Annotated in this window: 21 protein-coding genes and 1 other RNA gene; 11 read left to right on the top strand and 11 right to left on the bottom strand. The window is 74.4% G+C overall.

The genetic code is table 11. From position 1 onward, the window contains the following. Positions 1–7 precede the first annotated feature (7 nt). Positions 8–823 (top strand): site-2 protease family protein, encoded by an 816-nt coding sequence (locus PUR56_RS32960; protein WP_329951637.1) that lies wholly within the window; start codon positions 8–10, stop codon positions 821–823. Between the two features lie 62 nt (positions 824–885). On the opposite strand, the gene PUR56_RS32955 is transcribed toward PUR56_RS32960, so the two are convergent. Together PUR56_RS32955 and npdG are read right to left on the bottom strand one after the other, a co-directional pair. Beyond that, complete coding sequence (locus PUR56_RS32955; RefSeq protein ID WP_329878820.1) at positions 886–1083, bottom strand: hypothetical protein; 198 nt, start codon at positions 1081–1083, stop codon at positions 886–888. Positions 1084–1331: 248 nt separating this feature from the next. Next, the gene (gene npdG / locus PUR56_RS32950; RefSeq protein WP_329878822.1) at positions 1332–2024 is read right to left on the bottom strand and encodes an NADPH-dependent F420 reductase; all 693 of its coding nucleotides are present in this window, start codon (positions 2022–2024) and stop codon (positions 1332–1334) included. Positions 2025–2071: 47 nt separating this feature from the next. Between npdG and PUR56_RS32945 the strand changes: the two genes are divergently transcribed. Next, positions 2072–2794, top strand: coding sequence for a hypothetical protein (locus PUR56_RS32945; protein ID WP_329951636.1), 723 nt, complete (start codon positions 2072–2074; stop codon positions 2792–2794). 169 nt (positions 2795–2963) lie between these two features. Beyond that, entirely contained in the window at positions 2964–4325 is a 1362-nt protein-coding gene (locus tag PUR56_RS32940) for an MFS transporter (RefSeq protein WP_329878826.1), read from the top strand. Positions 4326–4436: 111 nt separating this feature from the next. On the opposite strand, the gene PUR56_RS32935 is transcribed toward PUR56_RS32940, so the two are convergent. Further along, on the bottom strand, positions 4437–4700 hold the full coding sequence (locus PUR56_RS32935; RefSeq protein ID WP_329878828.1) for a hypothetical protein: 264 nt from the start codon (positions 4698–4700) through the stop codon (positions 4437–4439). A 98-nt stretch (positions 4701–4798) separates the two neighbouring features. Here PUR56_RS32935 and map point away from each other — a divergent pair, with 98 nt between their 5' ends. Then, on the top strand, positions 4799–5644 hold the full coding sequence (map, locus tag PUR56_RS32930; protein WP_329878830.1) for a type I methionyl aminopeptidase: 846 nt from the start codon (positions 4799–4801) through the stop codon (positions 5642–5644). An 87-nt stretch (positions 5645–5731) separates the two neighbouring features. Here map and PUR56_RS32925 read toward each other — a convergent pair whose 3' ends face one another. Next, positions 5732–6433 carry a bifunctional DNA primase/polymerase gene (locus PUR56_RS32925; protein ID WP_329878832.1) on the bottom strand — a complete coding sequence of 234 codons (702 nt, stop codon included), beginning with the start codon at positions 6431–6433 and terminating at the stop codon, positions 5732–5734. A 426-nt stretch (positions 6434–6859) separates the two neighbouring features. Here PUR56_RS32925 and PUR56_RS32920 point away from each other — a divergent pair, with 426 nt between their 5' ends. Together PUR56_RS32920 and PUR56_RS32915 are read left to right on the top strand one after the other, a co-directional pair. Then, complete coding sequence (locus PUR56_RS32920) at positions 6860–7090, top strand: hypothetical protein (RefSeq protein ID WP_329951635.1); 231 nt, start codon at positions 6860–6862, stop codon at positions 7088–7090. A gap of 28 nt (positions 7091–7118) precedes the next feature. Continuing rightward, entirely contained in the window at positions 7119–7316 is a 198-nt protein-coding gene (locus PUR56_RS32915; protein ID WP_329878836.1) for a hypothetical protein, read from the top strand. Between the two features lie 156 nt (positions 7317–7472). On the opposite strand, the gene PUR56_RS32910 is transcribed toward PUR56_RS32915, so the two are convergent. Continuing rightward, entirely contained in the window at positions 7473–8138 is a 666-nt protein-coding gene (locus PUR56_RS32910; protein WP_329878838.1) for a PadR family transcriptional regulator, read from the bottom strand. Positions 8139–8446: 308 nt separating this feature from the next. Here PUR56_RS32910 and PUR56_RS32905 point away from each other — a divergent pair, with 308 nt between their 5' ends. The 3 genes from PUR56_RS32905 (at position 8447) to PUR56_RS32895 (ending at position 10002) form a co-directional block, all read left to right on the top strand. Beyond that, positions 8447–9037, top strand: a complete 591-nt coding sequence (locus PUR56_RS32905) for a dihydrofolate reductase family protein (protein ID WP_329951634.1) — start codon at positions 8447–8449, stop codon at positions 9035–9037. A 188-nt stretch (positions 9038–9225) separates the two neighbouring features. Further along, on the top strand, positions 9226–9624 hold the full coding sequence (locus PUR56_RS32900) for an ACT domain-containing protein (RefSeq protein ID WP_329951633.1): 399 nt from the start codon (positions 9226–9228) through the stop codon (positions 9622–9624). A 117-nt stretch (positions 9625–9741) separates the two neighbouring features. Then, positions 9742–10002 carry a Prokaryotic metallothionein gene (locus PUR56_RS32895; protein WP_329951632.1) on the top strand — a complete coding sequence of 87 codons (261 nt, stop codon included), beginning with the start codon at positions 9742–9744 and terminating at the stop codon, positions 10000–10002. A gap of 114 nt (positions 10003–10116) precedes the next feature. Here PUR56_RS32895 and rnpB read toward each other — a convergent pair. The 3 genes from rnpB to PUR56_RS32880 form a co-directional block, all read right to left on the bottom strand. After that, an RNA gene (gene rnpB, locus PUR56_RS32890) (RNase P RNA component class A) lies at positions 10117–10514 on the bottom strand. Between the two features lie 13 nt (positions 10515–10527). Then, a complete protein-coding gene (locus PUR56_RS32885) occupies positions 10528–11970 on the bottom strand; it encodes a DHA2 family efflux MFS transporter permease subunit (protein ID WP_329951654.1) in 1443 nt (480 codons plus the stop codon). Between the two features lie 108 nt (positions 11971–12078). Then, positions 12079–13545: an RNB domain-containing ribonuclease gene (locus tag PUR56_RS32880; RefSeq protein ID WP_329951631.1), complete on the bottom strand. Its 1467-nt coding sequence runs from the start codon at positions 13543–13545 to the stop codon at positions 12079–12081. Positions 13546–13789: 244 nt separating this feature from the next. Between PUR56_RS32880 and PUR56_RS32875 the strand changes: the two genes are divergently transcribed. After that, positions 13790–14248 carry a DUF3995 domain-containing protein gene (locus tag PUR56_RS32875; RefSeq protein ID WP_329951630.1) on the top strand — a complete coding sequence of 153 codons (459 nt, stop codon included), beginning with the start codon at positions 13790–13792 and terminating at the stop codon, positions 14246–14248. A 41-nt stretch (positions 14249–14289) separates the two neighbouring features. Next, positions 14290–15075, top strand: coding sequence for a peroxide stress protein YaaA (gene yaaA / locus PUR56_RS32870; RefSeq protein ID WP_329878850.1), 786 nt, complete (start codon positions 14290–14292; stop codon positions 15073–15075). Between the two features lie 121 nt (positions 15076–15196). Here yaaA and PUR56_RS32865 read toward each other — a convergent pair whose 3' ends face one another. Genes PUR56_RS32865 through PUR56_RS32855 form a run of 3 tightly spaced genes read right to left on the bottom strand, consistent with a single transcriptional unit; the run spans position 15197 to position 17950 of the window. Further along, positions 15197–16342: a bifunctional RNase H/acid phosphatase gene (locus PUR56_RS32865; protein WP_329951629.1), complete on the bottom strand. Its 1146-nt coding sequence runs from the start codon at positions 16340–16342 to the stop codon at positions 15197–15199. Between the two features lie 4 nt (positions 16343–16346). Continuing rightward, positions 16347–17090, bottom strand: coding sequence for a zinc ribbon domain-containing protein (locus tag PUR56_RS32860; protein WP_329951628.1), 744 nt, complete (start codon positions 17088–17090; stop codon positions 16347–16349). A gap of 23 nt (positions 17091–17113) precedes the next feature. Further along, positions 17114–17950, bottom strand: a complete 837-nt coding sequence (locus PUR56_RS32855) for a Nif3-like dinuclear metal center hexameric protein (protein ID WP_329878856.1) — start codon at positions 17948–17950, stop codon at positions 17114–17116. Between the last annotated feature and the right edge of the window lie 282 nt (positions 17951–18232).

Raw genomic sequence — 18232 nt, 5'->3', positions numbered from 1 at the left:
CCACGCCATGACCTTCGCCGCCACGCAGCGCTCACGCAGCGAGGACCGCCGGATCAGCCCGGTGTTCTGGGTGCTGCTCGCGATCCTCGTCACCTCCGGCTGGGCGGTCTCCCAGGGGTACGGCAACGCCCGGTTCGGCGTCTTCCTGTTCGTGGTGGCCGGCTGGATGGTCTCGCTCTGCCTCCACGAGTACGCGCACGCGCGGACCGCGCTGCACGGCGGCGACCTCACCGTCGGCGCCAAGGGCTACCTGACCCTCAACCCGCTCAAGTACGCCAACGTGCTGCTCAGCTTCGTGCTGCCGATCGTCTTCGTGCTGCTCGGCGGCATCGGCCTGCCCGGCGGCGCGGTCTGGATCGAGCGGCACCGGATCCAGGGACGCCTCAAGCACAGCCTGATCTCGGCGGCCGGACCGCTGGTGAACCTGGCCGCCGCCGTGCTGCTGCTGGTCCCGGTGGGCGCCGGCTGGCTGGACGACCCCAAGGTGCACGCGGTCTGGAACGGCTACGAGCTGAACGTCTCGCCGCTGGCGCTGGGGCTGGGCTTCCTCGGCATGCTGCAGCTGAGCGCGACCCTGCTCAACCTGCTGCCGATCCCCGGCCTGGACGGCTACGGGATCCTCGAACCCTGGCTCTCGCACAAGACGCGGCGGGCCATCGAGCCCTTCGCGCCGTACGGCATGCTGGCGGTCTTCGCCCTGCTCTGGCAGCCCGAGGTGAACCACTGGTTCTTCGAGGCCGTCTACGGCGTGATGGAGCTGCTCGGCGTCGACCGGATCTACCCGCAGCTGGGCCACGAGCTGTTCATGTTCTGGAAGGACTGACGCCCGGGGCCGACAGCACCCGGGGCCGACAGCGCCCGGGAGCCCGGAGCCGCCGCCCGCGCCTACGCGCCCTGGGCGGCCCGCTCGGCGGCGGCCCGGGTCTGCTTCTCGCGGCGCAGGTTCATCCAGAGCACGTTGCTGGCGATGCCCGCCAGCGGGAGCCAGATCAGGCCCAGCCACCACCCCTGCACCAGGGAGACCACGGAGGCGGCCAGCGCGAGGACGACGACGATCGAGGCGAGCAGGGACGTGCGGGGCATGGCGGGGGTCTCCTAGGACCGGGGGACGGACGGCCCCCATTGTCGCCGACCTCACCTCCGGACCGGGTCCAGGGGTGAGGCCGACGCTCCGGTGCGACGGTAGGACGGTAGGACGGGCGGGCGGTACGACGAGCCGACCGCAGGCCACTCCGGCGGGCCGGACCCCGGCGGCCGGCCCGCCGAGGACCGGACCCCGGGACCGGGGCGCCGGGGCGCCTGGGGGACCGGGGGGCCGGGGCGCCCGGCGATCAGACGTCGGTGATCCGCAGACCCGCGTGCGCCTTGTACCGGCGGTTGACCGAGATCAGGTTGGCGACCAGCGACTCCACCTGGTGCGCGTTGCGCAGCCGGCCCGCGAAGATGCCGCGCATACCGGGGATCCGCCCGGCCAGCGCCTGCACGATGTCGGTGGCGGCCCGCTCCTCGCCGAGCACCATCACGTCGGTGTCGATCTGCTCGACGGACTCGTCCTGCAGCAGCACCGCCGAGAGGTGGTGGAACGCGGCGGTGACCCGGGAGTCCGGAAGCAGGGCGGCTGCCTGCTGGGCGGCGCTGCCCTCCTCCGGGACGAGCGCGAAGGCGCCCTGCTTGTCGAAGCCGAGCGGGTTGACGCAGTCCACCACGATCTTGCCGACGAGCTCCTCGCGGAGCGCGGTGAGCGTGGCGGCGTGGCCGTCCCAGGGCACCGCGACGATCACGATGTCACTCTCCCGGGCGGTGGTGGCGTTGTCGGCGCCGCGTACTCCGAGGCCGAGCTCGGCCGCCGAGGCCTCCGCGCGGGCCGCGTCACGCGAACCGATGATCACCTGCTGACCGGCCTTGGCCAGCCGGTGGGCCAGCCCCCGCCCCTGGTCGCCGGTGCCGCCGAGGACACCGACCACCAGCTGCGAGACGTCCGGCAACTCGTGGGCCGGGTTTGTCGCTGAATCGAGGGAAGTCATGGGCCGATCCTGCCAAACCGGCGGCCCGCCGCGACATCCTGTCGGCCATGGACGCGGTGAGAGTTTCGGCACTCCGGGAGCGGCTGGCCGGAAGTGGCTGGCTGGAAGCGGTCGGAGGCTTCGCCGGCGCGCTGCGGCAGGCGGTCTCCCGGCGCGGCGCCGACGGGCTGCTACTGGTCGGCACCGAGGGGTACGAGCCCTGGCACCTGGCGGCCCACCTGGAGGACGAGGCCGCCTGGTCGGACGTCCCCCGGCTGGCCCCGACCCTGCTGCGGCACCGGGTGCCGGACCGGGCGCCGGCCCACCTGGCGCACGGCCTGCGCCGGCTGACCGAGGCCGGTCGCGGGGCGACGGTCCTGGTGGTCGCCCCGACGACGGCCGGCGCGCCGCTGTTGGAGCGGGTGCACGACGCCCGCCGGAAGGGCGCCACGGTGCTGACGATGGACGGGGCGATGGACGGGGCGCCGGACCGGGCCCTGCGGGGCGGGCCGGGTGGCCCCGACGGCGTGGTCCCCGGCCTCCCCGGTCCGGCCGGTACGAGCGGTCCGGCCGGTACGAGCGGCCTCGCCGGCGCGAGCGGCCTGGCCGACCTCGCCGCCCTGGCGCACCGGCGGCTGGCCGTCGGCACCGCCGAGGAGGAGCCCTTCGACCTGGCCCAGCACCTGGTCAGCGCCGCCGCGGGGCAGGCCCGGGCCCGGCGGTCGGCGCTCGACCGGCTGGCCGCCCTCGCCGGCCGGCTCACGGAGGGCCCCGCGATCAGCCGCTGGTGAGCGCCACGGCCGCGCCACAGCGGCCCGCCCCCGGGAGACGTCGCCCCGCAGGGAGACTCCGGGGAGGCCCGGGCCACGTCCGGGGCACGTCCGGGGCACGTCCGGGGCGCGTCAGGCCGGGCGAAAACCTGTTGCGACGCGGCGGATCACCCGCCGAAGATGGTCGTTCGTGAACGATGCCGACCATCCTCCGAGCGGTCGGGCGCGCTCCCTGCTGCGCTCGGTCGCCCCCGACCTCACCCCCTGGCGCTCCTCCCGGGACTTCCGCCTGCTCTGGTTCTCCGGCTGTGTGACCAGTCTGGGCAGCTTCCTGACGTACGTCGCCCTCCCTGTGCAGATCAAGGAACTGACCGACTCCTACGTCGCGGTCGGCCTGATCGGCGCCTTCGAGCTGGTCCCGCTGATCGTCTTCGGCCTCTGGGGCGGCGCCCTCGCCGACGCCCTGGACCGTCGCCGGCTGGTCCTCTTCGCCGAGGCCGGGCTCGGGGTGCTGAGCGCCCTGCTGCTGCTCAACGCGCTGCTGCCGACGCCCGTGCTCTGGCCGATCTACCTGGTGGCGGCGCTGGTCGCCGCCGCCGACGGCCTGCAGCGCCCGGCTCTGGACTCGCTCACCCCGCGGATCGTCCCGCACGACCAGCTGACCGCCGCCTTCGCGCTCAACTCCCTGTACCGCAACGTCGGTTCCGTGGCCGGCCCGGCGCTGGCCGGCGTCATCGTGGCGTTCGCCGGGGTGCAGACCGCGTACGCGCTGGACGTGCTGACCTTCGGCGCCTCGCTGTTGCTGCTCGCCCGGATCCGGGCCGTGCCGCCGCCCACCGGTGCCGAGAAGCCGACCCTCCGGGCGGTGCTCACCGGCGTGAAGTACGCCTGGAGCCGCAAGGACCTGCTGGGCACCTACGCCATCGACCTGGTCGCCATGCTGTTCGCCTTCCCGGTGGCGATCTTCCCGTTCCTCGCCTCGGACCTGTCCGCGGACTGGGCGCTCGGCCCGATGTACGCGGCCTCGGCGGTCGGCGCCCTGGCCGTCTCGGCGACCAGCGGCTGGACGTCCCGGATCCACCGGCACGGCCGGATGCTGGTGCTGGCCGCCCTCGGCTGGGGCGCGGCGATCACGCTGGCCGGGTTCTCCGGCTCGGTCTGGCTGGTGCTGCTCTGCCTCGCCATGGCCGGTGGCGCCGACCAGATCAGCGGCATCGCGCGCTCCACCATGTGGAACCAGTCCATCCCGGACGAGGTGCGCGGCCGGATGGCCGGGGTGGAGCTGCTCAGTTACTCGGTCGGTCCGCAGCTCGGCCAGGTCCGGGCCGGCGGAATGGCCGGCCTGGTCGGTGTCCGCGCCTCGGTCTGGGCCGGCGGCGTCGCCTGCGTGGTGGGCGTGGTCGCACTCGCCGCGGCCCTGCCCAGCCTGCTCGGCTACGACGACCGCACCGACCCGAACGCCGCCGCCGTCCGCGCGGAGCACGAGCGGGCCGCGGCGCAGCGGGAGGAGAGCGAGCGGGCACCGGCGCGGCAGGGGGCCGCCGGCGCCTGAGGCCGTCCGCCCTGCCGTCGCGCCGGGACCGCGGGGCGCGCGGCCTCCGCGCCGGCAGGACCCCGGGGCACCGCGCTGCCGCCCGGCCCGGCGGGATCCGGAGGAGCGGGCCTACGGCCGGTCGGCGTCCCCGGCGTCCGCGGCGCTCCCGGTCCCGCCCTGCGGCCGGTCGTTCCACTGCGGGTCGTTCTTCCACTCCCGGTTGCGGAGCTCGGCGGTCTCCAGCGCGTGCGCCGCCTCCTCGCGGGTGGCGTACGGGCCGAGGCGGTCCTTGGCCGGGCACTCCGGCCCCTCCTCGACCTTGCCGTGCTTGATGCAGTAGAACCACTCACCGGGCTTGCCGGTCGGCTTGTTGCGGTGGAATCCCAGAGGCATGGCGGTCACTTCCGTTCGGCGGCTGCGTCGTAGCGATCATTCCCCGGCCGGACTCCGTCCGCACACCCGGCGACAGGTGCTGCCATAGACTCGCGGCCATGGCTCTCGTACCCGGCATCCAGTCCCCCACCCGCAAGGTCCCGGCGAACATCGCGCGCCCCGAGTACGTCGGGAAGCCCGCTCCGACGCCGTACACCGGGCCCGAGGTGCAGACCGCCGAGACGATCGAGAAGATGCGGATCGCCGGCCGGATCGCCGCACAGGCGATGGCCGAGGCGGCCAAGCTGATCGCGCCCGGAGTCACCACGGACGCGCTCGACGCCGTCGCCCACACCTACATGTGCGACCACGGGGCCTACCCGTCGGACCTCGGCTACCGGGGCTTCCCCAAGTCGGTCTGCACCTCGATCAACGAGGTCATCTGCCACGGCATCCCGGACTCGACCGTCCTCCAGGACGGCGACATCGTCAACATCGACGCCACCGCCTACATCCACGGGGTGCACGGCGACCTCAACGCCACCTACCTCTGCGGCGACGTCGACGAGGAGTCCCGGCTGCTGGTCGAGCGGACCCGGGAGTCGCTCGACCGGGCGATCAAGGCGGTCAAGCCCGGCCGCCGGATCAACGTGATCGGCCGCGTCATCGAGTCCTACGCCAAGCGCTTCGACTACGGCGTGGTGCGGGACTTCACCGGCCACGGCATCAACACGTCGTTCCACTCCGGCCTGATCATCCCGCACTACGACAGCGAGCGGGCCACCGAAGTGATCAAGCCGGGGATGACCTTCACCATCGAGCCGATGCTCACGCTGGGCACCTACGACTACGAGATCTGGCCGGACGGCTGGACCGTCGTCACCAAGGACCGCAAGCGGACCGCCCAGTTCGAGCACACGCTGGTCGTCACGGCGGACGGCGCCGAGGTCCTCACCCTTCCGTAGCGGGGAAGGCGTTCCCGCCGGGGCCGCGCCGAAGGGGCGCGGTCCGGGCGGGGCAGAACGTGGGCGGGGACGGGCTCGGCGGGCCGGCTACCCGATCAGCCACTGCTCCTCGGCGACCGCGCCCACCTCGGTGCAGGCGTCGGTCAGCACGTCCAGCACGCGCAGCGAGTCCGGCAGCGGCTGCTCGGGCCCGCGCAGCCACCGCACCTCCGAGCCGTCCGGCAGCGCGGCCGGCGGGAGCAGGGTGTACGAGCCGCGGCAGTGCCACCGCAGGCCGGGGTGTTCGGACATGGTGTCCGGGGTGGAGTCCAGGGCGCTCGGCCACCACTCGTCCTCGTCCACCGGGGTACCCCGGGTGGCGGTGAAGAACAGGTAGCGGTCCTCGCCGACGGCGGCGACCGGGCCGTCCACGCCGAGCGCGGTGAGCCGCTCCAGGGCGAGCCGCCCGGCCTCGGCCGGCACGTCCAGGACGTCGTGCGCGCGGCCGGTGGCGGTGATGAAGTTGGCCTGCGGGTCTCGGGAGAGCCAGCGGGCGAGTTGTTCCGGGTCGGTGGTGGCCTGGGTCTGCCAGGCGAACGAGACCGGGTGCCGGGCGGGCGCCGGACAGGCGACCCGGTCACAGGAACATCGGTAGCCGGCCGGATGCGCGGCGGGCGCCAACGGGAAGCCGGCGCGGACGGCGCCGAGCAGCTGGTCCAGTCTGGCGGCGGGACTGTCCGTGTCCGCCGCCCGGGCCCGCTCACGGTCACGCTTCTGCCACCAGGTCGTCCACCTGCTGCCGGATTCCATCGGGCCCCTTCCGTGCGTCGCCGTGCCTGGTGTGACACAGCGTTCGACGTACCACTCCGACGCAACGCACGGCGCCCCCCGCTGCTTCCCCGGGTGGTGCTCGGCCCTGCAGTCCCGCGCCCTGCCGACCGGTGCCGGGGTTGCCGGACGGCCGACGCCGGGGTCACGGTACGGAGTCACGGCAGCACGACGGCTGCGGCTCGGCGGCCCGGCGGGCACGGTCAAGTGCGCCTCGCCCGGCCCGTACGGGCCCGCTGACCCGGGTGGACCCCGAGGGCGTAACAGGAAGGATAAGGGTGCGCGGACCCTCCGGCTGACCGGGGGCGGTGCCTCTCCGGTCACACTCCCGGCACCCGACCGTCACAGCACCTCCGCCCGGCACCCGTACGCGGTCCGCCACCTGCGGCGGGATGAGACCCTGGTGGGGTGAAGAGCGCGGACACCGAATTCGTCGGCGGCCCCCTGGACGGCCGGATCCTCCCCATCCCGTTGGGGCCGATGTACGGCGTGCCCAAGAAGTACACCGTGCCGGTCCCCTCGCACGGGGACACTCCGGCGCGCACACTGGTGTACGTCCGGGCCAAGCAGCAGCGGGGCACCCGCTGGTACTGGCGCTACGAGTACGACGAGGCGGCCACCACCCGCGCTACCGGGTGACGGCCGCCCTCCTGGTGGGAGGACGGCGATGGCGAGGACCGTACGGCACCCCCGAACCCGCGCCCAGTCGGTGGCGCACCACAACCGGCAGGTGGCCGGGGTCACCGCCGGACTGCTGGTACTGATCAGCGCCTACAGCGCGGTGCTCGGATCCAACGGCTGGCTCTGGTTCGGCTGGACGGTGCTGCTGCTCGCCTGCGTGGCGCTGTTCGCCGTTCGGGCCTGAGCCCTCCGGTCCCTCCCGCGCCCCGCACCCCCGTCACCCGTCCCGCCGTTCCGGCGTTCCGGGCCGCGAGCAGCGGCACCGCCCACAGCCACCCGGCCGACCGTCGGCGCCGGGCCGCCTTCACCCGGCGCCGACGGCACCGGCGGTCACCGACGGTCAGTCGTCCTCGGCCAGGATCAGGTACAGCTTCTTCCGGGCCTCGGTGAGCACGGCCAGGCCCTTGACCCGCTGCGCCTCCGTCCCGGTCGCCATGACCTGCCGGACGGCGTGTTCCACCGCGCCGAGCGCCTGGCCGACCTCCTGGACCGCGGCCCAGTCGACGTCCTGACCGGCCTCCGCCCACGGCTCGTCCGGCCCGGCGTCGGCCTCGGCCCGGCCCGCCTCGGTGAGCGAGACCAGCCGCTTGCCGCCGAGCTCCTCCGCCGTGATCAGGCCCTCCTCCTCCAGCAGCTGGAGGGTCGGGTAGACCGAACCCGGGCTGGGCCGCCAGGCCCCGCCGGACCGCTCGGCGATCTCGGCGATCATCTCGTAGCCGTGCATCGGCCGCTCCTTGAGCAGCGCCAGCAGCGAGGCACGCACGTCCCCCCGCCGAGCCCGGCCGCGCCGTCCGCGCGGGCCGAACCCGCCGGGCCCTCCGGGCCCGCCGAAGCCGCGGCCCCACGGCGGCCCGGGCGGCCGTCCGGGCCCGCCGACGAACGGCGGCGGCCCGAACGGGCCGAACGCCTCGCGGCCCTCGAAACACTCTCCGGGACCCCCGGCGAAGTCCGGCCCCCGACGGCGTCCGCCGTACGGGCCCTCTTCGCGGAATCGTCCTGGACGCATGGCACCCACCTCCCGTACCGGCCGCGGGAACGCGGCCGCACAGACGATCGTTCAAGACAGTCGAGTTACTGTCTCGATACTTCGACGATATATCGCCGACTGTCGTCCGTCAACGCTACCGACACGGTCGCCGATGTCCTGCGACAGGCGACCCGGACCGATCGCCGTCGACGTCGGACCGCCCCAGGTCAGGTCCCGGGGCTGCGGCTCACCAGGGGCCGAGCCGAAGTGGGCCCAAAAGGAGCACGGGGAGGAGCGAGAGCTCGCGACGCGCTAGTTTGGGGCACCCCAGAGCAGAGGAGAGCCCCGTGGGCAAGGTGGTCATGTACAGCTCGGTGTCGGTGGACGGCTTCGTCGCGGACGAGAACGACCAGCCCGGACCACTGTTCGACTGGTTGTCCAACGGTGACGTCCCGTTGGACGAGAGCGGCGCGCTGAAGGTCTCGCGGGCGTCCTACGACCACACCCGGCCGTACTGGGACCAGATCGGAGTCACGATCGTCGGCCGCCGCGTCTTCGACATGACGGACGGCTGGGACGGGACGCCTCCGGGCGGGATCGACCACGTGGTCGTCGTGACGCACCGGCCGGCGCCCGAGGGCTGGGACCCCGGGGCGCCGTTCCACTTCGTCGACGGCGTCGAGGCCGCCGTGGCCAAGGCACAGGAACTCGCGGGAGACCGCACGGTCGAGGTCGCCGCCGGCGACGTCGGCGGCCAGGTGCTTGCCGCGGGCCTGGTCGACGAGGTGCGCATGGACGTCGTACCCGTCGTGTTCGGGTCCGGCAGGCGCTTCTTCGGGTCGGTCCACGCGCAGCACCTCCTGGAGGGCCCGGACGTGGTGGTTCAGGGCAACCGGGTGCTCCACCTGCGCTACCGGGTGCGCCGTCGACCGAGCTGAGCCGGTGCGCGAACCGGTCCGCCGCGAACGGTGACACCGGATCGGGCCTCCGGCTGCGTTCGCGCATCGCTGCGACCCGCGCCCCGGGCGGCCGGTCCGACACCCCGCCCGGCACTCCGCCCGACATCTCGGTCCGACATGCCCCCGGCGAGGCCGCGACCTGCGGCGGTGCCACTACGGTGACGGGCATGGCCGGAGAACGAGACCTCGCGACACTGCTGCGCGGAATGCGCCCACAACTCAACCCGGGGCGGTACGTGTACTGCACGCTGCCCGCCAGGGTGCCCGCCGGCATGCGGCCGGTGGTCACGGTCGCCGAACCCGAGGGGGTGACGGTGGTCGTGGCCCAGGAGGAGGCCGACGCGCTCGGCCTTCGCTACGAGTACGTGGCCGCCTGGATCACCCTGCAGATCCACTCCGCGCTGGAGGCCGTCGGCCTCACCGCCGCGGTGGCCGGGCGGCTCGCCGAGGAGGGGATCAGCTGCAACGTGGTGGCCGGCTTCTACCACGACCACCTCTTCGTCGCCGCCGACGACGCGGACCGCGCCGTCCGGGCCCTGGAGGGGTTCGCCGACCGGCCCGCCTGACCGGGTGCACCGGGTGGCCGCTCCCCGGGCGGGCTCCGAGACTGGAAGGACCGGGCGACCCGCCCGACCGGTCAGCCCCGCCCCTCTTGGACCCGCCCCGGAAGGAAGTGCGCCACCATGGCCACCTGTGTCACGTGCGGCAACGACTACTGGCTCGCCTTCGAGATCAAGACCGTCACCGGCGACGTCTACACCTTCGACAGCTTCGAGTGCGCGATGGAGAAGCTGGCCCCGCGCTGCGAGCAGTGCCAGGTCCGGATCGTCGGCCACGGCGTCGAGGTCGCCGGCATGTTCTTCTGCTGCGCCAACTGCGCCCGCGTCAACGGCGGCCTCGGCGAACAGATCCGCGACGCGGTCGGCACCCGCCCGTCCTCGTAGACCCGCCCCACCCGGGCCGGCCGGCACGTGAGCGCTCCGGCGGGGTTCGAGGTAGCGAAAAAGGCCCCCGACCTGCCGTTTCGCAGGTCGGGGGGCCTTTCCCCAAGTCGGCGGCGGAAGAGTCGGCCTGTACGCCGGGTTCTGTCTCCCGGGCCGCTTGCGCGAGCCGGGGAGGCGGCCATCCATCTAGGGCTGCCGTTGCCGACAGCCTCGTGCGGTCTACCCGCGGACTCGGGCGAGCAGCCCTCGGTCATCCGCGCACGGCACCCGGAGGCGCCGATCTTGACCTTGCTCCAGGTGGGGTTTACCGAGCCGGCCGAGTCACCCCGGTCGCTGGTGGTCTCTTACACCACCGTTTCACCCTTACCCGTCGCCGAAGCGGCGGGCGGTCTGTTTTCTGTGGCACTGTCCCGCGGGTCACCCCGGGTGGGCGTTACCCACCACCCTGCTCTGTGGAGCCCGGACGTTCCTCGGCGGGTCCTGGGACCCGTCGCGGCCGCCCGGCCGGCTCTTCCGCCGTAGTGGTCATCGTAGCCGCTCGGGCGGCGCCTCCCGCACCGCGGCCCGGGCGACGGGCGGCTCGCCGCCGAGCCGGGCGGCCACCCCGGCCGCGGTCGCGGTGGCCCAGGCGGTGGTGGTGACCAGCCCGATCACCAGGATGGCGAGGCCGAGACCGGTCACGATCCACCAGCCCACGTGGCTGGCCGGGGCGAAGCCCGTGACGACCGGGCCGATCACCGCCGCGGTGACCGCCGTACCGATCACCGCGACACCGAGCGACTGGCCGACCTGCCGACTGGTCGAGGCGACGGCCGCCGCCACACCGGCCTGGGCGCGGGGCATGCCGGAGACCGCGGCGTTGGTGATCGGCGCGTTCACCATGCCGAAGCCGAAGCCGAACAGCGCGTACGCGGCCAGCAGGAGGGCGGGCGGGGAGTCGGCGGCCAGCCGGGTGAGCAGCAGGCCGCTGCCGGTGAGGCCGATCCCGGCCAGCACCAGCGGGCCGCGCGGGCCCCGGCTGCCGACGATCCGGCCCGAGAGCGGCGCGCACACCAGCATCATCCCGGCCATCGGCAGCGTCCACAGGCCCGCCTCGACCGGACTGTAGCCGCGGACGTCCTGGAGGTAGAGGGTGTTGAGGAAGAGGAAGCCGCCAAGCGCGGCGAAGGCGCAGACCGCCGTCAGGGTGGCGCCGGTGAACGGCGCGCTGCGGAAGAACCGCGGGTCGACCAGCGGCTCGGCGACCCGGCGCTCCCACAGCGGGAAGGCCACCAGCGCGACCAGCGCCGTCGTGGCCAGGCCGAGGATCAGCGGGGACGTCCACCCGTGCTCCGGGCCCTCGATGATCGCGGCGGTGCCGCAGCCGAGCAGCGCCACCATGAGCAGTTGTCCGACCGGGTCCAGCCGTCGGGCGCGGGGGGCGCGCGACTCGGGGACGTAGCGCGCCGTCAGCAGGAAGGCGACCAGGCCGACCGGGACGTTGATCAGGAAGATCGCCGGCCAGCCGGCGGCGTGCACGAGGAAGCCGCCGAGCAGCGGCCCGAGCGCCATGGAGATGCCGACCACGCCGCCCCAGACACCGATCGCCCGGGCCCGTTCGCGCGGCTCGGTGAAGGTGTTGGTGATGATCGACATCGCCACGGGGTTCAGCATCGAGCCGCCGACCGCCTGCACCGCGCGGAACAGGACCAGCCACTCCAGGCTCGGCGCCAGGCTGCAGAGCAGCGAGCCGAGCACGAAGAGCAGCAGACCCGTCTGGAACACCCGGCGGCGGCCGAACCGGTCGGCCACCGACCCGAACAGCATCAGCAGCGAGGCCAGCACCAGGGTGTAGGCGTCGATGATCCACTGCAGGCCGGAGGCGGGGGCGTCCAGGTCCTTCTGGATCTCCGGGAGGGCGATGTTCACGACGGTGTTGTCGAGCCCGACGATGAACAGGCTCAGGCAGCAGATCGCCAGGATCAGCAGGCGGCGGCGCCGGCCGGGATCGGCGGACGGGCCCGGGTGCGGGGCGGCGGGCGGTGGACTGGGGGAGGTCGCTTCGGCCACGGGTCGATCCTCCCACCGGCCGGGCCGTCAGACGGCGGTGAAGCGGACCGTACGGGTGGCGGGGTCGGCGACGACCAGCCGGACCCGCACCAGCTCGCCGAGCGGCAGACCCCCGCCGCCTGACGCGCCGTCGGGGCTCTCGCAGCGGGCCCGGACGGCGGGATCCCGCAGCTGGACGGTGCCGCGACCGGGCCGCTTGCCGTCGACGTCGACCACGACCGCGGCGAAGTCCTCGCCCTCCCGGCCGGCCAGCAGCTCCGCCTCCACCAGGTCGATGCAGGCCCGCTCGACCTCACCCGAACGGCGGTCCCCCGCCGCCATCAGCGCCGGGATCCCGGGCAGCGACTCGCGCGCCCAGGCCGGCACCTCCTCCCCCGCCGCCACCGCCGCGCACACCTCCTGGGCGAACCGGTCCCCCAGCCGGCGCAGCGGCGCGGTGCAGTGCGCGTACGGCGCGGCGAGCGCGGCGTGCACCGGGTCGGCGGGCGCGGGCACGCCGCCGCTCACGTCGAAGGCGGCGTAGCCGGCCCCGCGCAGCAGGCCGGTGCACTCGTCGAGGAACGCGGCGTGCAGCGGGCGCTGCGGATCGAGGGAGCGGATCAGCTCCGGGTACGGCAGGCCGTCCGGCCAGTCCACGTCCAGCGCGCGGGCGGTGCGGCGCAGCCGCTCGTACGCGGCGGGCGGGGCGGCGGGCAGGGTGCGCAGCAGGCCGACGCCCGCGTCGAGCATCAGCTCGGCCGCGGCCATGCCGGTGAGCAGCGAGATCTGGGCGTTCCAGCCGTCGGCGGGGGTGGGCGCGCGGTAGCCGAGCGCATAGCCGCGCGGGGTCTCCTCGATCTCCTGCTCGGGGACGGGGAGGCTGATCCCGCCGCGCTCGCGCTCCCGCTCCTCGCGGAGCCGGCCGACGGTGGCGAGCAGGCCGAGCTGCTCGTCGGCTCCGCCGGCGTCCACGGCGCGCTGGACGGTCGCGTAGTCGAGCCGGCGCCGGGAGCGGACCACCGCGCGCCGGAGGTCGGCGAGGACGACGGCGCCGTCCGCGTCCAGGTCGAGCTGCCAGAGCAGGGCCGGGCGGAGCTCTCCGGGCAGCAGGCTGGCCGCGTCCTCGGAGAGCCGGGTCGGATGCAGCGGGACGCGCCGGTCGGGGAAGTAGAGGGTCTCGCCCCGGCGGCGGGCCTCCTCGTCGATCGCCCCGCCGGGGCGGACGAAGGCGGCGACGTCGGCGATGGCGTAGTGCACCCGGTAGCCGCCGCCGGGGCGGTGGGCGAGGTGCATCGCCTGGTCGAGGTCGCGGGAGCCGGGCGGGTCGACGGTGAACAGCGGCAGGTCCGTGGCGTCGTACTCGGGCAGGCGCGGGCATTCGGCGGCCTGTTCGGCCTCCGCCAGGACGGCCTCGGGCCACTCGGTGCGGATCTCCGGTCGGGCCCGCAACTCGGCCAGTTCGGCGTTGATCCGGGCGGAGTCGGCGGCCTTGACACGCAGTTTTCGGCGGGGCATGGAGGCAGCGTAGGGCCGGCCGGGTGGTTCCGGCCGGACGTCGCCCGCGGGCGGCGTGCCGACGTCCGGCCGGTCCTGCGACGGCCGCGAGGCGGGGGCTCAGCGGCCCAGCAGCGACCTGAAGTCCTTGGCAGCAGCGGCCACGTCGTCGTCGTGGCGGGGCCGGTGGGGTGCCGGGGTGGCGGTGTAAGGGGTCGTAGCGTGGGGGGAGCTGGTGATCGCAACGGAGGAGGGGGATCGGGCGATGCGTGGGTCGAAGGTCGTGGGGTCGGCGGTGGCCGGGGTACTGGCGGGGACCGGGGCGCTGCACGCGCTGTGGACGGTGACGCCGTGGCCGCTGCGGACGCCGGAGGAGTTCGCGGACACCGTGGTCGGCACCGGCGAGGGGGTGCCCCCGGCCGCGGCGTGCGCGGCGGTGGCGGGGCTGCTGGGTTCGGCCGCGTACCTGGTGGCTGCGGAGGCCGGGGTGGTGCCGGCGGTCGGGCCCGCGCGGCTGCGCCGGGTGGGGGTGCGGGCGGTGTCTGCGGTGATGCTGGCGCGCGGTGCGGGCGGGCTGCTGCTCTTCGGTGGTGGGCTGCTCGGGCGCTCGGAGCGGTTCCGGCGCCTGGACACCCGGTACTACTCGCCGCTCTGCCTGGCGCTCGGCGCCGGGGCCGCGGCGGTCGCGGCGACGGGTTACCGGGAGCGGGGGCCGGTTGCGTAGGGTGGCCGGGTCCGCCGCCACGAAGTGTTGAGGAGTACGCCGTGCTGGTCCTGTTGCCGCCTTCGGAGGGGAAGGCCGCGTCCGGGGACGGTGTGCCGTTGGCGCTCGACGGGCTGTCGCTGCCCGGGCTGACGGCGGCCCGGGCCCGGGTGCTGGAGACCCTGGTCGACCTCTGCCGGGGCGACGGCGACGCGGCCGCCGAGGTGCTCGGCCTGAGTCCCGGCCTGCGCGGCGAGGTGGCGAGGAACGCCGGTCTGCCGACGACGGGCGCGCTCCCGGCCGGGGAGGTGTACACCGGGGTGCTCTTCGACAACCTCGGACTGGCGACGCTCGACGAGGCCGCGTACGACCGGGCGGCGCGGACGCTGCTGGTCTTCTCCGGGCTCTGGGGCGCTGTGCGGATCGACGACCGGATCCCGCCCTACCGCTGCTCGATGGGCGTGAAACTCCCCGGCCTGGGGGCGCTCGGAGCGTACTGGCGGGGTGCGATGGCGCCCGTGCTGCCGGAGGTGGCCGACGGGCTGGTGCTGGACCTGCGCTCCGCCGCGTACGCGGCCGCCTGGAAGCCTGCCGGCGAGGTGGTGTCCCGGACGGCGACCGTCCGGGTGCTCCAGGAACGGGACGGCCGGCGCACCGTGGTCAGCCACTTCAACAAGGCGACCAAGGGCCGGCTGGTCCGCGACCTGCTGGTCACGGACGCGGCGCCCAAGGCGCCCGGTGAGCTGGTGGACGCGCTGCTGGGGCTCGGCTACCGGGTGGAGGTCGCCGCCGAGGGCACCGCGCGCAAGCCGTGGCAGCTGGACGTGGTGGTCACCGAGGTGCACTGAGGTCCACCGAGTCCGCCGGCACGCGTACCGCACGTCGAAGGGCCGGTCGTTCCCGACCGGCCCTTCCGTGGTTCCCGGCGGTCCCCGGCGCGGGTGCGCGCGGTTCCGCGAGCCCGCACGGTCAGCGCAGGTGCCCGGTGTCGTTGAGCAGCCGCACCGAGGCGTTGCCGTCCGCGTAGTACTGGACGGCGCAGAGCGAGGCGGCGGACAGCTCCATCCGGTAGAGCGCGTCCGGCGGTGCGCCGAGCGCCAGCCGGACCAGCGTCTTGATGGGGCTGACGTGCGAGACGACCAGCACGGTCTTCCCCGGGTAGCGGGCGAGGACCTTGTCCCGGGCCACCCCGACGCGGTGGGTGAGGGTGGTGAAGCTCTCGCCGCCGCCGGTCGGCCTGGCCTTGGCGGAGCCCAGCCAGGCGGTGAGGTCCTCCGGGTGGCGCTCCTGCACCTCGCCGAAGGTCAGTCCCTCCCAGGCCCCGAAGTCGACCTCGCGCAGCCCGTCCTCGTACCGGACGTCGAGGCCGAACCGGGCGGCGACGGTCTCGGCGGTCTGGCGGGTGCGGAGCATCGGCGACGCGACCACGGCCTGGACCGAGCCGCGCGCGGCCAGCGCCTCGGCGGCCCGCTCGGCCTGCCAACGGCCCTTCTCGGAGAGCTCCGGGTCGGTGCCGCCACTGCCGGAGAACCGCTTCTCCGGGGTGAGGTGGGTCTCGCCGTGCCGGAGCAGGACGAAGGTGGTCGGGGTGCCGAGGTCGGCGTCGCCGGCCCAGCCGGCCTTGGGCGCGGCGGTCTCCAGCGGCGGTTCCTCGACGACGGCGGCGGCGGCCTTGGGGGCCTTGGGCTCCCACTGGCGGCCGGCCTTGCCCGCGTCCATCGCCTCGTTGGCGAGCCGGTCGGCGTCCTTGTTCCGCTCGCGCGGGATCCAGGTGTACTTGACCTGCCCGCGCGGCAGGACGGTCCGGGCCTCGGCGGCGAGCGGCTGCATGTCCGGGTGCTTGATCTTCCAGCGCCCGGACATCTGCTCGACGACCAGCTTGGAGTCCATCCGGACGTCCACCGAGGCGTCCGGGTCGAGGTCCCGGGCCGCCTTCAGTCCGGCGATCAGGCCCTTGTACTCGGCGACGTTGTTGGTGGCGTGGCCGATGAACTCGGCCGCCTCGGCGATGATCCGGCCGGTGTCGCCGTCGCGGACCACCGCACCGTAGCCGGCCGGCCCCGGGTTGCCCCGGGACCCGCCGTCCGCCTCGACGACGAACCTGCGCCCCGCCACCGGCTCAGGCGCCCGAGTCGGCGGTGCGGACCAGGATCCGCCCGCAGTTCTCGCAACGGACCACCTTGTCGACCGGCTCGGCCTTGATGGCGTTGAGCTCGGTGATCGAGAACTCGGTGCGGCAGCCCTCGCAGCGGCGCTGGTAGAGGCGGGCCGCGCCGACGCCGCCCTGCTGCTCGCGCAGGCGGGTGTAGACCTTGATCAGGTCGGCCGGGACGACGGCGGCGACGGTCTCGCGGTCGCGCCGGATCTTCGCCACCTCACCGTCGATCTCGGCGAACGCGGCGTCCCGGCGGCCCTCGGCCTCGGTCAGCACGACGGTGGAGTGCTCCAGCCGCGCGGTCAGCTCGGTGACCCGGGTCTGGGCGGACTCCAGCCGCTCCATGATCTCCAGGACGACGTCCTCCAGGTCCCCCTGGCGCTTGGCCAGCGAGCCGATCTCGTGCTGGAGGTTCTCCAGGTCCTTCGGCGAGTTGATCGCACCGGAGTCCAGGCGCTGCTGGTTGCGGGCGGACCGGGCGCGGACCTGCTCCACGTCCTGCTCGGCCTTGGTCAGCTCGCGGGTGGTGTCGCCGAGCTGGGCCTGGGCGGCGATCACGAGGTCCTTGAGCGCGATGTGGTCGGCGTTGACCTTCTCGATCTCGGCGTGCTCGGGCAGGCTGCGCCGCCGGTGGGCCAGCTGGTCGAGCTTGGAGTCGATGGCCTGGAGGTCGAGCAGGCGGATCTGGTCGGCGGGCGCGGCGTTCAAGCGGAGAGCTCCTGTGAATCGGGTCAGGCGGGGAAGGACATGGGGGCGTGCGCGGTCCACGGGTCGGTGACCGTGTGGGAGACCTTCGTCTCCACGGCCCAGCCGCGCTTCTCGCCGGCGCCGTTCAGCGCCCGCTCGGCCAGGGTCAGCCAGGGCCACTCGGTGGCCCAGTGCGCGGCGTCGACCAGGGCGATCGGCGCCGTCTCGGCGGCCTCCGAGGCCGGGTGGTGGCGCAGGTCTGCGGTGAGGTAGGCGTCGACGCCGGCCGCGCGCACCTCGGCGAAGAGGCTGTCGCCGGAGCCGCCGCACACCGCGACCCGGCTCACCAGGCGGTTCGGGTCACCGGAGATCCGGACGCCGGCGGCGGTCGCCGGCAGGCCCGCGGCGACCTTCGCGGCGAACGCGGCGAGCGGCAGCGGGGGCTCCAGCAGGCCGACCCGTCCGGTGCCGCGCCGGCCCAGCGGGTCGGTCGGGTCCGGGACCAGCGGGCCGGTGACGGTCACGCCGACCGCCTCGGCGAGCGCGTCCGAGACGCCCGGGTCGGCGTGGTCGGCGTTGGTGTGGGCCACGTGCAGGGCGATCCCGTTGCGGATCAGGGTGTGCACGACACGGCCCTTGAAGCCGGTGGCGGCGACGGTCGTGGTGCCGCGCAGGTAGAGCGGGTGGTGGGTGACGACCAGGTCGGCCCCCCACTCGACGGCCTCGTCGACGACCGCCTGCACGGGGTCGACGGCGAACAGCACGCGTCGGACCTCGGCCTGAGGGTCTCCGCAGACCAGGCCGACGGCGTCCCAGGACTCCGCCCACTGCGGCGGGTACAGCTCTTCGAGGGCAGCGATGACGTCGGACAGTTTCGGCACCTGTCGAGACTACCGTGCGCGCGGGGGCGGCCGGGCCTCCCGGTTCGCACGGGCGCCCGGGCCGTCCGGTGCACGGACGGGCGTCAACCTGTGGTTCGGGGTGCGCGGGCGGCCGGCGCGCGCCGTCCGGAGGGCGCTCGGGGGCCGTACGCGCCGGGCCGCACGGCCCGGGTCCCGCACACGGGATGCCTCGCACACATGCGAAACGGCGCCCGGATCACCCTTACGAGTGAAGTGACCGGCTTCGCGTTGAGCATCCCTCACTACTGAAAGTAACTTCAC

The organism is Streptomyces sp. BE303 (genome assembly GCF_036290945.1).
Classification (GTDB): Bacteria; Actinomycetota; Actinomycetes; order Streptomycetales; family Streptomycetaceae; genus Kitasatospora.
The sequence above is the reverse complement of the archived record's forward strand: the minus strand, read 5'-3'. Positions and strand labels throughout refer to the sequence as shown.